Below are 13,261 nucleotides of genomic sequence, written 5' to 3'. Positions count from 1 at the left end.
ATCAGAATTGCGTATGCTTGGGAAGCGCTGGCTTAGGCGACAGCGCTCTCAAAAGCATTCGGCGTGGTGTTCTTCAGATATTCGAGCGCGACCTTGGCCTTGGCGACCAGCGCGGCGAAAGCCTGCGGCTCGTGGATGGCCATGTCCGAAAGGACCTTGCGATCGATCTCGATGCCGGCCTTGTTGAGGCCGTCGATGAAACGGCCATAGGTCAGGCCATGCTCGTGGGTCGCGGCGTTGATGCGCTGGATCCACAGCGCGCGGAACGAGCGCTTCCGGTTCTTGCGGTCGCGGTAGGCGTATTGCAGCGACTTCTCCACCGCCTGCTTGGCGATGCGGATGGTGTTCTTGCGGCGGCCGTAGAAACCCTTGGCGGCCTTCAAAACCTTCTTGTGCTTGGCGTGGGCGGTAACGCCTCTCTTTACGCGTGCCATGTCATGATCTCCTTAAAACGTTGTCCAAGCCGAGGGATTAGAGGCCGTTCGGCAGAAAATTCTTGATGACCTTCTTGCCGTCCGGTTCAGCCAGAACCATCGTGCCGCGGGCATCGCGAATGAACTTGTTGGAACGCTTGATCATGCCGTGGCGCTTGCCGGCGGCAGCCGACAGCACCTTGCCGGTGGCAGTAATCTTGAACCGCTTCTTGGCGGCCGATTTGGTCTTCATCTTGGGCATTTTGCTACTCCGTATTGGTGGCGCACCATCGCGCTTCTTGTCTCGCTTCGGGCCGACCAAAGCCCGAAAAGCAAATGAAACCGCCACGGCATGCCCTGCCGGGCGGTTTTCTTGGAACGGCGGTCCTATAGATCAAACAGGGCCGGTGCGCAACACCTGAAGCCGACACACCTGACGCTGCACGCACCGAAGCTGCGCGCCCTCCTCAAGTCTCCGAAGATTAGAGTGTGCTAACGCAGCGCTCATCAGTCACACGTCACCTCTCGTGGACTCGAGATTGAAAAGGACGCGTTCCAATACATATTCGTCGCCGTCGAAGACGAACTCGGCGCGATAAAATCCATAGCCCCAGTGCTCTGGAGCACCCGCTACCACTTCTTTCCCATCGATGGTCGTGGTCGCCGGCAAGGCCCACACCTTGTCTCCCAATTCCTTTGTTGGCGGCCGGTCGCCTAGGTAGCAATAAGCGAAGCCTCGGTCCCGCCCGTCGTCGACATCGATATTTGTTGTATTTACCGACGGTAGGATTTCATACGCGGCAATCCTCGCGGTACGCTCCACAGGCCATTTGTCTTGCCTCATCGAAGTGTCCGCCGGATAGAACGCAGCAGCTTTTGTGGTGCTGCTACCTTTGCTGCTGGCTTTCAGCCCCACCAATTGTGTACCATCGCGGCGCAGTGCCCCGAAATCCGGTTGCCAGAAGCCTCCATTTACCCCTAGGGCCAGCCCATCGTCGCGGGTCTGTTTTTTCGCCTTTTTTCGCGCTTCGCGAATTTCGCTCGTAAGGGAGGCTTGGGTGGTCGTGTCCAAGAGTGTCTGGGAGATAGTCCAGTAGCGGGCAGCGGTCGATGGCCGGTACTTGCGCACGATCTCCCGCTCCGGCCCGGACAGTCTCCAGCGGGAAAAGGCGGAGCAACTTCTTCCGAACGCCGGATAGCTCCTCGTGAGGCCGAGCAGCCCGAGTTGATAGTCATTTTGTGCCGAATGATACTGACTGCGCGTAACTATGTTCTGTGGGCCATTGGCGCGGAAAGCATCGAACTCGGCGCGCGTAGCGCGCTCGACCGTCGCTTTGTCGAACCTCAGCATCGATTTCGGGCTTCGGTAGGCGTCGTCAGTCATATAGCCCGTGCCGAAGGCCATGGTGTCGGCATTCTCATAGACGACCATCACCGGTAGAAAATCCGCGGGCACGCCGCCGTTTTCCGTCGTGTCGCCACGGCAGGCATCGGGCGCACGAACCACCACCGCCTTACCGTCGCCCATGCGCTGCCCCCAAACTGTTGGGATCAGACCGGCTTCATAAGTCGAGGAACTGTCCTTGTAGTGAATGTTGAGGACGTTGCAGCCAACAACGATGTCATAGTGCTGCGGCTCGCCCTTATAGGCAAAGTCGACCTTCAGTCGGAAATAGGTGCCTCGGTCAACATTGGCGTCCTTCGTGAAGGACCATTGCCCGGTCGCGTGCTCGCGGTTGGCGGTCGCCGTCACCCAAGCCAAAGCCAGGAGAATGAACCCACCGACGGCGGCAACGGCAGTCCTCACCCTCAAGATTTGCTCCGTGTGGAAGACATTCGCAAATGTGGTGGTGCCGACCTGACGCTCGACTCGGTGCACCCCCGGCGCTTTATTTGCCACGATCATCGCTACACCATTCGTGTAGCCAGACTATTAACATGTCCGGAAGTTAGCCCGACTATTCGATAGTGCTTCTGTCCGTCAATTCTTAAGGCAGCGTGAACCACACCGGCAGCATCCCCGACTGCTGCATGCCGTCGATCAGCTCGAAGGCCGGCAGCGCCACCAGGAACACCAGCCCGTCGAGCAGCGTGTTCAAGAGCAGGCGGGGCTTGAAGCTGCCGGTATCGCCTTCCTGGTAGAGCGAAAGGGTCGGGAAGAAGCGCGGCACCTTGGCCAGATAGGCCTTGTAGGGCGCGCCGAGCACTTCCTTGAGATGCCGCTCCTCGCGCAGGATGACGATATGGAAGGCGCCGGCGCAGAGCAGCGAGAACAGGATCATGCCGCTGAACGAGCCGATCTGCGCGCCGACGCCGGCGGCGGCCACCGTCGAGAACAGATAGAGCGGGTTGCGGGTGATCGAATAGGGACCGCCGGTGACCACTTCGGCCGATTTGCGCCCGCCGATATAGAGCGTCGACCACAGCCGCCCGACGATGCCGAGGAAGATCAGAAGCACGCCGAACATCTCGATCGACTCGTGCACGGACGTGTCCGGCGGAAAGGAAGATTGGCCGAACAGAAGCGTGCAGAACAGCACCACGATCAGCACCGCCAGCACGATCCGGCGCATGTGCTGATAGCCGCCCAACCCTTCATTCTGGTTGTCGGCCGGGACCTTCACTTCATCGACCATGATCCATCCGATCGTCGATTGGTTCGCGCTCGGCAAAAGCCGATCGTCGATTGCTCGCGATCGCGAAGCGATCGTCGAGGTGGCTGGCGATCGGATTGAAAACAGGCGCCCCGCCGATCGCCGGGACGCCGTGCCCGGCAATTCGGGCGGATTTTAGAGCGGGATACGAAGAGCCCGGCAACTCTCGAAACCGTGATGGACGCGACGCTTTGACGGCCGCGCCTTTCCCGGTCAGCGCGGCGCCAGCACCATCATCATCTGGCGGCCTTCGAGCTTCGGCTCCGCCTCGACCTTGGCGATCGTCGCAACTTCCTCGCGCACCTTGTTCAGAAGCTGCATGCCGAGTTCCATATGGGCCATCTCGCGGCCGCGGAAGCGCAGCGTCAGCTTGACCTTGTCGCCTTCCTCGAAGAAGCGCCGCACGGCCTTCATCTTGGTCTCGTAGTCATGGCTGTCGATGTTCGGGCGCATCTTGATCTCCTTGATCTCGATGACCTTCTGGTTCTTGCGCGCTTCGGCCGCCTTCTTCTGGTTGGCGTATTTCAGCTTGCCGAGATCGAGGATCTTGACGACGGGCGGCACCGCGTTGGGCGATATCTCGACCAGATCGAGCCCGGCCTCTTCGGCCAGCAGCAATGCGTCGTTGATGGAAACATCGCCTCGGTTCTGGCCGTCGGCATCGATAAGCTGGACCCGGGGCACCCGGATGTCTCGGTTGGAGCGCGGCCCGTCCTTGGTGGGCGCCGCTGCTTTGAAAGGTCTGCGAATGGTCGTGGTCTCCTCGGCCGTTTCGTTCTGGGTTCTTTAGACAAAAAACAGGTGGACGCGCCTATGTGGTGAGCGCGGGGCGTGAGTCAATAGCATAGCCCCGCCGGAAAATCACCTGCCGCCTGGCAATTGTCTGCACCAAGCAAAGAAACGCGGCGAGCACTTTTCGTTGAACCACCGCCTGTGCCAAAAGACCGACCGAGAGGACAAGCTCATGGCCGCCAGCGCTCCGGTTTTCATCGATGTGGACGGGTCGGACATCGCCGTCAGGCAGGCGCCTGGCGCGGCGCCCGGCGTGGTCTGGCTCGGCGGCTACAAGTCCGACATGCAGGGCACGAAGGCGCAGACGCTTGCCGCCTGGGCTGCGAGCGAAGGCCACGCCTGTCTGCGCCACGACTATTCCGGCCATGGCGAGTCGGGCGGCGCGTTCGCCGACGGCACGATCTCCAGATGGCTGGCCGAGAGCGTTGCCGTCTTTCGCCGGTTCAGCCAGGGCAAGCAGATCTTGGTCGGCTCCTCGATGGGGGCGTGGATCGCGCTGCGCATGGCGCAGGAGCTGCGCAAGGCGGGCGACACAAGGGTTGCCGGCCTGGTTCTGCTCGCCCCGGCGCCTGATTTCACCATCGAGCTGATCGAGCCGGTGTTGACCGGCGCGCAGCGCCGCGATCTCAAGGAAAAAGGCTTCTTCGCCGAGCCGTCCGACTATTCGGACGAGCCTTATATCTACACGCGCGCGCTGATCGAGGATGGCCGCGCCAACCGGGTGATGACCGGGCCGATAGACACCCATTGCCCGGTGCACATCCTCCAGGGCCTGGCCGATCCGGACGTGCCTTCGGGCCATGCGCTGAAGCTGGCCGCGATGCTGCCCGCCGACGACGTGACGCTGTCGCTGATCCCGGACGGCGACCATCGCCTGTCCCGCCCCGAGGATCTCGATATGCTCAAGCGAGCCGTAGGCGACATGGTCAAGCGGGCTGCGGGATAATGCGCATCTCCATCCCGATATCCGCCTTCGTCGCGGCGATCGTCGGCTTCGGCGGCACGCTGGCCCTCGTCATCGCCGCCGCCAAGGCGGTCGGCGCCACGCAGATCGAGACCGCAAGCGGCGTGACGGCGATCTGCCTGGCCATGGTCGTGGAATGTCTGTGGCTCTCGTGGCGCACCAAAATGCCGGTCATCACCGCCTGGTCGACGCCCGGCCTGGCGCTGATCGCGGCCTCCAGCGGTTTTACCATGCCGCAGGCCGTCGGCGCCTTCATCGTCACCGGCATCCTTTTGGTCGCCACCGGCCTGTTCGGGCCGCTGACCCGGCTGATCGCCAAGATCCCGGCCTCGGTCGCGTCCGGCATGCTGGCCGGCATCCTGGTTAGTTTCGCCGTCAATGCGGTGAAGGCCATTCCAGCCGACCCCTGGCTGATCCTGCCCTTGATCGCCGCCTTCTTCGTCATCCGCCTGTTCAACCCGGCTTTATCGGTGCTGGTGGTGCTGGTCGGCGGCGGCCTCGCCGCTTTCCTCACCGGCCGGGTCGGCAGCCTGCCGGCGCCGGAGCTGTCGACATTGACGTTCATTGCGCCGCAGTTCACCGTCTCGGCGATCATCGGCCTTGCCCTGCCGCTCTATCTGGTCACCATGGCCTCCCAGAACCTTTCCGGTCTCGCCGTGCTGCGTGCAGCGGGCTACCATCCGGAGCCCGGTCCGCTGATCGGCGTCACCGGTCTGTTTTCGCTGCTCTCGGCGCCCTTCGGCGCCGCTACCACCAATCTTGCGGCGATCTCGGCCGCCATCTGCACCGGCCCCGATGTCCATCCCGACCCGGCCGAGCGCTGGAAGACCGGGCCGTTCTATGCGCTCGCCTATCTGGTCTTCGCGATCTTCGGCGCCTCGCTCGTGGCGATCTTCGCCGTTCTGCCGCAAAGTCTGATCGTGCTGGTCGCGGGGCTCGCCTTGACGGCGCCCTTGGCCAACGCGCTGTCGATCGCGCTGAAGGATGAGGTCGAACGCATGCCGGCCACCGTCACCTTCGCCGTGACGGCTTCGGGGCTCACGCTCTTCGGCGTCGGCGCCGCATTTTGGGGGCTGGTCGCCGGAATGGCAGTGCTTTTCCTCGAGAAACTCAAAAAGCGATAATCATTTCAGATGCTTCGCCGGTTTTGGCCGGACTTGCCTTGAATCGCCTATTTCGCCATCCCATTTCGATTCCACGCAGCCGGTTTGGCTGTCTCCAACGGAAGGATTGGGAGAAATGAATACGACTGCATTGATCCGTCCGGCCTGGACGCCGGCCACCATCGCGCTGATGGTCATCGGCTTCATGGTGTTCTGGCCGCTCGGCTTCGCCATGCTCGCCTACATCATCTGGGGCGACCGGCTCGATGGCTTCAAGCGCGACGTCAACCGCGCCACGGACGGCATCTTCGCCGGCTGCCGCCGCGGCTCCGACAAGGCGGCCCGCTGGGGCCACGGCTCGGCCCGCACCGGCAACGTCGCCTTCGACGACTGGCGCGAGAAGGAACTCGAGCGCCTCGCTGAAGAGCGCCGCAAGCTCGACGAGATGCTGACCGAGTTCGACGACTATGCCCGCGAACTGCGCCGCGCCAAGGACCAGGACGAGTTCGACCGCTTCATGGCGAACCGCAACAAGTCGACCGCGCCGACCCCCACCGGCTCGACCGACAAGACCGCTCCCAAGCGCGGCAAGGGCACGACCCTGCTCGACGACTAAGATCCGGCGACAGGTCTTAGGCTGATAAAACGGCGTCGCGCGAGCGGCGCCGTTTCTTTTTTGTTCTCCATGTGCCTTCCCTCCACTGGCCGTTTTTTTCGAATCGCGTATCGTCCAGCCATGACCCTCGGCTTCTTTCGCAATCTGACCAAGCCAAAGCCCACGCCTGTCGTGGAGCGCGAACATTGCGTCGCCGGCCGCACGCTGCCGCTGAAAATCGTCGAAAGCGCCAGGGCCCGGCGGCTCACGCTGCGCATCGATTCGGGCGGCCAGGGCCTGCGCGTCACCGTGCCGCCGGGCCTGCGCCGGGGCGAGGTGGAGAAATTCCTCGACCGCCATCAGGACTGGCTGGAACAGCGGCTGGCCAAGGTGCCGACGAGGCCGCAGGTGCGCCCGGGCATCAGGATCCCGATCCGCGGCGTGCCGCACCGTATCGTGCATGAGTCTTCGAGGCGCGGCACCGTCACCGTCGCGCGCGACGAGCGCGGCCCGCTCCTGATCGTTCATGGCGAGCGCATCCACCTGCCGCGCCGCATCGCCGATTACCTCAAGCGCGAGGCCAAGAAGGAGATCGAGAAGCTGGTGGTGAAGCACACCGAGGCGATCGGCAAGCGCGCCAAGGCGATAAGGTATAAGGATACCTCCAGTCGCTGGGGGTCATGCACCTCGGAGGGCAATCTCTCCTTCTCGTGGCGCATCATGATGGCGCCGCCGGCGGTGATAAACTACCTCGTGGCGCATGAGGTGGCGCATCTGAAAGAGATGAACCACGGCCCGAAATTCTGGAAACTGTGCGAAAAACTCTGCCCGGACACCGACCGCTGCAAGGACTGGCTGAAGCGGAATGGTGGGGCGTTGCAGGCGATTGTTTTTGAGTAGGGTGGCCGCTGTTGCGAGGCGTGTGGGATGGAGAGGCCGAGTTCCTTCGCGCCCCCCTCTGCCCTGCCGGGCATCTCCCCCACAAGGGGGAGATTGGCAGCTTCGGCGCCCCGCTCTTCCTGCCGCGCTGGTGATTGGCGAAAGCCGGCGTGACGTCTGATCTCCCCCTTGTGGGGGAGATGTCCGGCAGGACAGAGGGGGGCGCTGTCCCGCCGACCTCCTGCTATTTTGCGCTTATACCCACGCCCGGCGTTGATCGCTCAATCGTCATTCGCCGCATTCAGTTCCTCCGGCCGCAGTCCTTCCTCGGAATGCGGCCAGGGCAGGAAATTCCGATCGAACGCGTCGCCGCTGAAATACTCCAGCGCCCGGTGCGCCTCGGCGCCGTTATAGGCGGCCTTGTCCATCAGATGCGCGATCACCTCGCGCGCCTGCGCGATCTTCTGCTCGAGTTCGGCGACGGTCCGGTCGGCCATGCGTATCGTTCTCCCGCCTGTGGTTCCTATATCAACGTAGTGTTTTCCGCAGAACCGGCAACAGCATGCTTTTTCTCGACTCTTTGGCCGTTTCGTGCCAATCCCGCGCCATGACGCTCGACATCAAGATCTGCGGATTGAAGACCGACGCCGCGATGACCGCCGCGCTTGCCGGCGGCGCCAGCCATGTCGGCTTTATTTTCTTCGCCAAGAGCCCGCGCTATGTCGAGCCCGCCGAGGCCGGGCGCCTGCGCGAAGCGGCGCGCGGCAAGGCCAAGGCGGTCGCCGTCACCGTCGATGCCGACGATGCCTTCCTCGACGAGATCGTCGCCAAGATGCAGCCCGATATGTTGCAATTGCATGGTTCGGAAACGCCCGGGCGCGTGGCGGAGCTCAAGGCCCGCTATGGCCTGCCGGTCATGAAGGTGTTTTCCGTCAGCGAGGCAGCCGACCTCGAGCGGATAAAGCCGTTCGTCGGGATTGCCGATCGTCTCATGTTCGACGCCAAGCCGCCGAAGGGATCGCAGCTTCCGGGCGGCAACGGCGTCGCCTTCGACTGGCGCGTCCTTGCCGGCCTTGACGCCGGGCTCGATTACATGCTTTCCGGTGGGCTAAACGCCACCAATGTCGGCGATGCCTTGAGACAGGCCAATCCGCCCGGAATAGACGTTTCGTCCGGTGTGGAAAGTGCTCCGGGCGTCAAGGATCCGGCGCTGATCGAGCAGTTTTTCCGGGCCGTCAGGGCCGAGCGCGACGACCGCGCCGCCTGAAGCACAATTCACACTAGGAGATCGGCGATGAACAAGCCGGCAATGCCCAATTCCTTCCGCACCGGCCCCGACGAGCAGGGCATGTTCGGCATTTTCGGCGGTCGTTTCGTCGCAGAAACGCTGATGCCGCTGATCCTCGATCTGGAAAGGAACTGGAACGAGGTCAAGAACGATCCAGAGTTCAAGGCCGAATTGCAGAACCTGTCGACCCATTATGCCGGGCGGCCATCAAAGCTCTATTTCGCCGAAGGGCTGACGAAGCATCTCGGCGGCGCCAAGGTCTATTTCAAGCGCGAGGATTTGAACCACACCGGCTCGCACAAGATCAACAACTGCCTCGGCCAGATACTGCTCGCCAAGCGCATGGGTAAGAAACGCATCATCGCCGAGACGGGTGCGGGCCAGCACGGCGTGGCTTCGGCAACCGTCGCTGCGCGCTTCGGCTATCCGTGCGTCGTCTACATGGGCGCCACCGACGTCGCCCGCCAGAGCCCCAACGTCTTCCGCATGAAGCTGCTTGGCGCCGAGGTGCGGCCGGTCACCGCCGGCCACGGCACGCTGAAGGACGCCATGAACGAGGCGCTGCGCGACTGGGTCACCAATGTCGAGGACACCTATTACCTGATCGGCACCGCCGCCGGCCCGCATCCCTATCCGGAGCTGGTGCGCGACTTCCAGTCGGTGATCGGCACGGAAGCCCGCGCCCAGATGCTGGAGCAGGAAGGCCGGCTGCCCGATGTCATCATCGCCGCCGTCGGCGGCGGCTCCAACGCCATCGGCCTGTTCCATCCCTTCCTCGACGACAAGGACGTCCGCATCATCGGCATCGAGGCCGGTGGGCGCGGCCTCGACGGCATCGAGCACTGCGCCTCGATGAATGCCGGCAAGCCAGGCGTGCTGCACGGCAACCGCACCTATCTGTTGCAGAACTCGGACGGCCAGATCCTCGACGGCCACTCGATCTCGGCCGGCCTCGACTATCCGGGCGTCGGCCCCGAGCATTCCTGGCTGCGCGATTCCGGCCGCGTCCAGTATGAGCCGATCCTCGACGACGAGGCGCTGGAAGCCTTCCAGCTCACCACCCGCGTCGAAGGCATCATCCCGGCGCTGGAATCGGCGCATGCCATCGCTCACGCGATGAAGATCGTGCCCAAGATGGACAAGGACCAGATCGTCATCGTCAATTTGTCTGGCCGCGGCGACAAGGACGTGCACACGGTGGCGAACATGCTGGGCATGGAGATCTGACAATGACCACCCGCATCGACCGCCGCATGGTCAAGCTCAAAGCCGAAGGCCGCCCGGCTTTGGTCACCTATTTCATGGGCGGCGACCCGGACTACGATACTGCCTTGGCCATCATGAAGGCGCTGCCGGGCGCCGGCAGCGACGTCATCGAACTCGGCATGCCCTTCTCCGATCCGATGGCCGATGGCCCGGCGATCCAGGCGGCGGGTCTTCGAGCGCTGAAGGGCGGCCAGACGCTGGCCAAGACGCTGAAGCTGGCGTCCGAATTCCGCGCCGGCGACGACGAGACGCCGATCGTGCTGATGGGCTACTACAATCCGATCTACATCTATGGCGTCGACCGTTTCCTCACGGATGCCAAGGCGAGCGGCATCGACGGCCTGATCGTCGTCGACCTGCCGCCGGAGATGGATGATGAGCTTTGCATTCCGGCGCTGAAAGCCGGCGTCAACTTCATCCGCCTGGCGACGCCGACCACCGACGACAAGCGCCTGCCTAAGGTTTTGGAAAACACCTCCGGCTTCGTCTATTATGTCTCGATGACCGGCATCACCGGCTCCGCGCTCGCCGACACCGCCAAGGTCTCGGCCGCTGTCACCCGCATCAAGGGCCACACGGCGCTGCCGGTCTGCGTCGGCTTCGGCGTCAAGACCGCCGAGCAGGCGCGTGTCATAGGCGCCTCGGCCGATGGTGTCGTCGTCGGTACGGCGATCGTCAACGCGATAGCCAATGTGCTTGGGCCGAAGGGCGAGAAGACCGCCGATCCGGCCGAGGCCGTCGCCACTTTGGTCAGCGGTCTTGCCCAGGGCGTCCGCTCGGCCCGCCTTGCCGCCGCCGAATAGCCTGACTATTTGTTGCCGAGCAATTCCGGCCGGAAAACCGCCACAGACTTTTCCTGGAATTGCTTGAAGTCCTTTCCAGGACAGGAGCCGAAGCATGAACTGGATCACCAATTACGTCCGCCCGAAGATCAATTCGATGCTCGGCCGGCGCACCGACATGCCGGAAAACCTCTGGATCAAGGATCCCGAGACCGGCGAGATGGTCTTCCACAAGGATCTCGAATCCAACCAGTTCGTCATCCCGGCTTCCGGCCACCACATGAAGATCTCGGCCAAGGAGCGGCTGAAATACTTCTTCGACGACGGCAAATATGAGGTGCTGGAAAACCCCAAGGTCGTCCTCGATCCGCTGAAGTTCCGCGACGAGAAGCGCTACACCGATCGCCTGAAGGAGGCGAAGGCCAAGACCAGCCTCGAGGACGCGATCCTCAACGGCGCCGGCACCATCGACGGCCTGCCGGTCATCGTCACCGTGCAGGATTTCGCCTTCATGGGCGGCTCGCTGGGCATGGCCGCCGGCGAAGCCATCGTGCATGCCTTCGAGGTCGCGCTGCAGCGCAAGCGACCGCTGATCCTGTTCGCCGCCTCCGGCGGCGCCCGCATGCAGGAAGGCATCCTGTCGCTCATGCAATTGCCGCGCACCACGGTCGGCGTCGACCGGCTGAAGGAAGCCGGCCTGCCCTATGTCGTGGTGCTGACCAACCCGACCACCGGCGGCGTCACCGCCTCCTACGCCATGCTGGGCGACGTCCAGATCGCCGAGCCCGGCGCGCTGATCGGCTTTGCCGGCCCGCGCGTCATCGAGCAGACCATCCGCGAAAAGCTGCCCGATGGCTTTCAGCGCGCCGAGTATCTGATGGAGCACGGCATGGTCGACATGGTCGTCTCGCGCCTCGAGATGCGCCAGACCATTTCCCGGCTCTTGAAGATGCTGCTCAAGATGCCGGAGGCCGGGAAGCCGCTGGAACCGGAGATCCTGCCGCCGGCGGTGGTCAATGCCGAGGCGCGGCCGCAAGCCTGACGCGATATCGGCCTGGCGCGACATCGCTCGCCGCGAACCGCGATTTGCGCCGCCCGTTGCGTGCTGTAGCCTCTGATTTGTGCACGGCTCGTTAGAACCGATTCCCGGTTTCGGGACCATGCGCTAGGATTCCATCATGACAACGCTTTCCGCCGAACGCGAAATCGAACATCTGATGACGCTGCATCCGAAAGGCTTCGACCTTTCGCTGGACCGTGTGACGCGGCTTCTCGAGCGCCTCGGCAATCCGCAGGACCGGCTGCCGCCGGTCATCCACATCGCCGGCACCAACGGCAAGGGTTCCTGCGCTGCCTTCTCGCGCGCGCTGCTGGAGGCGGCCGGCCACCTCGTTCACGTCCACACCTCGCCGCATCTGGTGAACTGGCATGAGCGTTACCGGCTGGCGGATGAAGGCGGCGGCAAGCTCGTCGATGACGATATCTTCGCCGAGGCCATCGCGCGTGTCGCCAAGGCCAATGGCGGCCAGAAGATCACCGTCTTCGAGATCCTCACCGCCGTCACCTTCATCCTGTTTTCGGAGCATCCGGCGGAGGCGGCGATCATCGAGGTCGGCCTCGGCGGCCGCTTCGACGCCACCAATGTCATCGAGCGGCCGGCGGTTTCGGTGATCATGCCGATCTCGATGGACCACGAAGCCTATCTCGGCGACCGCGTCGAGCTGATCGCCGCCGAAAAGGCCGGCATCATGAAGCGCGGCTGCCCCGTGGTGATCGGCGCCCAGGAAAGCGACACCGCGCTTCAGGTGCTGATCGAGACGGCCGAGCGGCTGGATTGCCCGACCGTGGTCTATGGCCAGGATTTCCTCGCCTTCGAGGAAAACGGCCGCATGGTCTATCAGGACGGAGACGGGTTGATGGACCTGCCCTCGCCGCGCCTGCCGGGGCGCCATCAATACGCCAACGCCGCGGCGGCGATCGCCGCCGTCAAGGCGGCCGGCTTCGAGATCGGCCACCGCGCCGCCGAGCGGGCGATGACCCAAGTCGCCTGGCCGGCACGCATGCAGAAGCTGACCCAGGGCAAGCTCGTCGACCTGGCGCCGAAGGGCGCGGAGATCTGGCTGGACGGCGGCCACAATCCAGGCGCCGGCATCGTCGTCGCCGAGGCGCTGGCCGAGCAGGAGGAAAAGAACCCGAAGCCGCTGGTCCTGATCTCCGGCATGATCAACACCAAGGACCAGGCCGGCTATTTCAGCGCCTTCAAGGGGCTGGCCCGCCATGTCTATACCGTGCCGGTGAACAACAGCGATGCCGGCGTGCCGAATGACGAGCTGGCCCTGCGTGCCGAAGAGGCCGGGCTGTCGGCCGAGCCAGTCAGCTCCGTCGCCAGCGCGCTGATGCTGTTGCGCGACAGTTGGGACGGCCCGGCGCCGCGCATCCTGATCGGCGGCTCGCTCTATTTTGCCGGCGCCGTGCTGGCCGAGAACGGCACGCCGCCGATCTGAAGCGATCGGTCCGAGAGTCGC

Annotated in this window: 16 protein-coding genes; 10 read left to right on the top strand and 6 right to left on the bottom strand. The window is 63.6% G+C overall.

Translation table 11 applies throughout. From position 1 onward, the window contains the following. Nucleotides 1-32 precede the first annotated feature (32 nt). The 4 genes from rplT to FJW10_RS18030 all read right to left on the bottom strand — a co-directional run bounded on the left by rplT (nt 33) and on the right by FJW10_RS18030 (nt 3,049). Nucleotides 33-434 (bottom strand): 50S ribosomal protein L20, encoded by a 402-nt coding sequence (gene rplT / locus FJW10_RS18045; RefSeq protein ID WP_042637600.1) that lies wholly within the window; start codon nt 432-434, stop codon nt 33-35. A 37-nt stretch (nt 435-471) separates the two neighbouring features. Continuing rightward, the gene (gene rpmI, locus FJW10_RS18040; protein ID WP_027166935.1) at nt 472-675 is read right to left on the bottom strand and encodes a 50S ribosomal protein L35; all 204 of its coding nucleotides are present in this window, start codon (nt 673-675) and stop codon (nt 472-474) included. A 249-nt stretch (nt 676-924) separates the two neighbouring features. Continuing rightward, nucleotides 925-2,319, bottom strand: coding sequence for a hypothetical protein (locus FJW10_RS18035; protein WP_140901104.1), 1,395 nt, complete (start codon nt 2,317-2,319; stop codon nt 925-927). 82 nt (nt 2,320-2,401) lie between these two features. Beyond that, entirely contained in the window at nt 2,402-3,049 is a 648-nt protein-coding gene (locus FJW10_RS18030) for an isoprenylcysteine carboxylmethyltransferase family protein (protein WP_140901103.1), read from the bottom strand. Between FJW10_RS18030 and FJW10_RS30470 the strand changes: the two genes are divergently transcribed. Beyond that, nucleotides 3,048-3,206, top strand: a complete 159-nt coding sequence (locus tag FJW10_RS30470) for a hypothetical protein (protein ID WP_181177568.1) — start codon at nt 3,048-3,050, stop codon at nt 3,204-3,206. The genes FJW10_RS18030 and FJW10_RS30470 overlap by 2 nt on opposite strands. A 74-nt stretch (nt 3,207-3,280) precedes the next feature. On the opposite strand, the gene infC is transcribed toward FJW10_RS30470, so the two are convergent. Beyond that, nucleotides 3,281-3,817: a translation initiation factor IF-3 gene (gene infC / locus FJW10_RS18025; RefSeq protein WP_095767981.1), complete on the bottom strand. Its 537-nt coding sequence runs from the start codon at nt 3,815-3,817 to the stop codon at nt 3,281-3,283. A 214-nt stretch (nt 3,818-4,031) separates the two neighbouring features. Here infC and FJW10_RS18020 point away from each other — a divergent pair, with 214 nt between their 5' ends. From FJW10_RS18020 to FJW10_RS18005, 4 genes are all read left to right on the top strand, one after another. Next, nucleotides 4,032-4,805, top strand: coding sequence for an alpha/beta hydrolase (locus FJW10_RS18020; RefSeq protein WP_140901102.1), 774 nt, complete (start codon nt 4,032-4,034; stop codon nt 4,803-4,805). Then, on the top strand, nt 4,805-5,947 hold the full coding sequence (locus FJW10_RS18015) for a benzoate/H(+) symporter BenE family transporter (RefSeq protein WP_140901101.1): 1,143 nt from the start codon (nt 4,805-4,807) through the stop codon (nt 5,945-5,947). Before FJW10_RS18020 ends, FJW10_RS18015 begins: the two co-directional genes overlap by 1 nt. Nucleotides 5,948-6,062: 115 nt before the next feature. Then, nucleotides 6,063-6,542, top strand: coding sequence for a DUF2852 domain-containing protein (locus FJW10_RS18010; RefSeq protein ID WP_140901100.1), 480 nt, complete (start codon nt 6,063-6,065; stop codon nt 6,540-6,542). Between the two features lie 120 nt (nt 6,543-6,662). After that, a complete protein-coding gene (locus FJW10_RS18005) occupies nt 6,663-7,421 on the top strand; it encodes a M48 family metallopeptidase (RefSeq protein ID WP_140641790.1) in 759 nt (252 codons plus the stop codon). Between the two features lie 260 nt (nt 7,422-7,681). Here the strand turns inward: FJW10_RS18005 and FJW10_RS18000 are convergent, their stop codons facing one another. Then, nucleotides 7,682-7,897 carry a hypothetical protein gene (locus tag FJW10_RS18000; RefSeq protein WP_140901099.1) on the bottom strand — a complete coding sequence of 72 codons (216 nt, stop codon included), beginning with the start codon at nt 7,895-7,897 and terminating at the stop codon, nt 7,682-7,684. A 110-nt stretch (nt 7,898-8,007) separates the two neighbouring features. On the opposite strand from FJW10_RS18000, the gene FJW10_RS17995 reads away from it, so the two are divergent. The 5 genes from FJW10_RS17995 to FJW10_RS17975 all read left to right on the top strand — a co-directional run bounded on the left by FJW10_RS17995 (nt 8,008) and on the right by FJW10_RS17975 (nt 13,240). Next, on the top strand, nt 8,008-8,667 hold the full coding sequence (locus FJW10_RS17995; protein ID WP_140901178.1) for a phosphoribosylanthranilate isomerase: 660 nt from the start codon (nt 8,008-8,010) through the stop codon (nt 8,665-8,667). Between the two features lie 27 nt (nt 8,668-8,694). Further along, complete coding sequence (gene trpB, locus FJW10_RS17990; RefSeq protein WP_140641786.1) at nt 8,695-9,915, top strand: tryptophan synthase subunit beta; 1,221 nt, start codon at nt 8,695-8,697, stop codon at nt 9,913-9,915. A gap of 2 nt (nt 9,916-9,917) precedes the next feature. Further along, the gene (gene trpA, locus FJW10_RS17985) at nt 9,918-10,757 is read left to right on the top strand and encodes a tryptophan synthase subunit alpha (protein WP_140901098.1); all 840 of its coding nucleotides are present in this window, start codon (nt 9,918-9,920) and stop codon (nt 10,755-10,757) included. 94 nt (nt 10,758-10,851) lie between these two features. Beyond that, complete coding sequence (accD, locus tag FJW10_RS17980) at nt 10,852-11,778, top strand: acetyl-CoA carboxylase, carboxyltransferase subunit beta (protein WP_140901097.1); 927 nt, start codon at nt 10,852-10,854, stop codon at nt 11,776-11,778. Nucleotides 11,779-11,914: 136 nt separating this feature from the next. Next, on the top strand, nt 11,915-13,240 hold the full coding sequence (locus FJW10_RS17975) for a folylpolyglutamate synthase/dihydrofolate synthase family protein (RefSeq protein WP_140901096.1): 1,326 nt from the start codon (nt 11,915-11,917) through the stop codon (nt 13,238-13,240). The last annotated feature ends 21 nt before the right edge of the window (nt 13,241-13,261 follow it).

It is taken from the genome of Mesorhizobium sp. B4-1-1, from assembly GCF_006439375.1.
In the GTDB taxonomy this organism is placed as follows: Bacteria; Pseudomonadota; Alphaproteobacteria; order Rhizobiales; family Rhizobiaceae; genus Mesorhizobium.
The sequence above is the reverse complement of the archived record's forward strand: the minus strand, read 5'-3'. Positions and strand labels throughout refer to the sequence as shown.